A 1,618-nucleotide genomic window follows, 5' to 3' on the forward strand; every position below is an offset into this window, starting at 1 on the left:
CGCTTCTCGAGTGGAAGCAAATCAAGCTTTTAATTGAAGAGTTTGATCATGGCTCAGATTGAACGCTGGCGGCAGGCTTAACACATGCAAGTCGAGCGGTAGCACAGGGGAGCTTGCTCCCTGGGTGACGAGCGGCGGACGGGTGAGTAATGTCTGGGAAACTGCCTGATGGAGGGGGATAACTACTGGAAACGGTAGCTAATACCGCATAACGTCGCAAGACCAAAGAGGGGGACCTTCGGGCCTCTTGCCATCAGATGTGCCCAGATGGGATTAGCTAGTAGGTGGGGTAATGGCTCACCTAGGCGACGATCCCTAGCTGGTCTGAGAGGATGACCAGCCACACTGGAACTGAGACACGGTCCAGACTCCTACGGGAGGCAGCAGTGGGGAATATTGCACAATGGGCGCAAGCCTGATGCAGCCATGCCGCGTGTGTGAAGAAGGCCTTCGGGTTGTAAAGCACTTTCAGCGAGGAGGAAGGTGGTGAACTTAATACGTTCATCAATTGACGTTACTCGCAGAAGAAGCACCGGCTAACTCCGTGCCAGCAGCCGCGGTAATACGGAGGGTGCAAGCGTTAATCGGAATTACTGGGCGTAAAGCGCACGCAGGCGGTTTGTTAAGTCAGATGTGAAATCCCCGGGCTCAACCTGGGAACTGCATTTGAAACTGGCAAGCTAGAGTCTCGTAGAGGGGGGTAGAATTCCAGGTGTAGCGGTGAAATGCGTAGAGATCTGGAGGAATACCGGTGGCGAAGGCGGCCCCCTGGACGAAGACTGACGCTCAGGTGCGAAAGCGTGGGGAGCAAACAGGATTAGATACCCTGGTAGTCCACGCTGTAAACGATGTCGATTTGGAGGTTGTGCCCTTGAGGCGTGGCTTCCGGAGCTAACGCGTTAAATCGACCGCCTGGGGAGTACGGCCGCAAGGTTAAAACTCAAATGAATTGACGGGGGCCCGCACAAGCGGTGGAGCATGTGGTTTAATTCGATGCAACGCGAAGAACCTTACCTACTCTTGACATCCAGAGAACTTTCCAGAGATGGATTGGTGCCTTCGGGAACTCTGAGACAGGTGCTGCATGGCTGTCGTCAGCTCGTGTTGTGAAATGTTGGGTTAAGTCCCGCAACGAGCGCAACCCTTATCCTTTGTTGCCAGCGGTTCGGCCGGGAACTCAAAGGAGACTGCCAGTGATAAACTGGAGGAAGGTGGGGATGACGTCAAGTCATCATGGCCCTTACGAGTAGGGCTACACACGTGCTACAATGGCGTATACAAAGAGAAGCGACCTCGCGAGAGCAAGCGGACCTCATAAAGTACGTCGTAGTCCGGATTGGAGTCTGCAACTCGACTCCATGAAGTCGGAATCGCTAGTAATCGTAGATCAGAATGCTACGGTGAATACGTTCCCGGGCCTTGTACACACCGCCCGTCACACCATGGGAGTGGGTTGCAAAAGAAGTAGGTAGCTTAACCTTCGGGAGGGCGCTTACCACTTTGTGATTCATGACTGGGGTGAAGTCGTAACAAGGTAACCGTAGGGGAACCTGCGGTTGGATCACCTCCTTACCTAAAGATATTAGTTCGAGTGGCGTGCTCACACAGATTGTCTGAT

At 53.6% G+C, this 1,618-nt stretch carries 1 rRNA gene; it reads left to right on the plus strand.

The window, feature by feature from the left end:
• Window positions 1-30: 30 nt before the first annotated feature.
• Window positions 31-1,572: ribosomal RNA gene (locus IMX17_RS25035) — 16S ribosomal RNA — on the plus strand.
• Window positions 1,573-1,618 lie beyond the last annotated feature (46 nt).

Origin of the sequence: Serratia sp. X3, assembly GCF_014982455.1 — a bacterium.
In the GTDB taxonomy this organism is placed as follows: Bacteria; Pseudomonadota; Gammaproteobacteria; order Enterobacterales; family Enterobacteriaceae; genus Serratia; species Serratia ureilytica.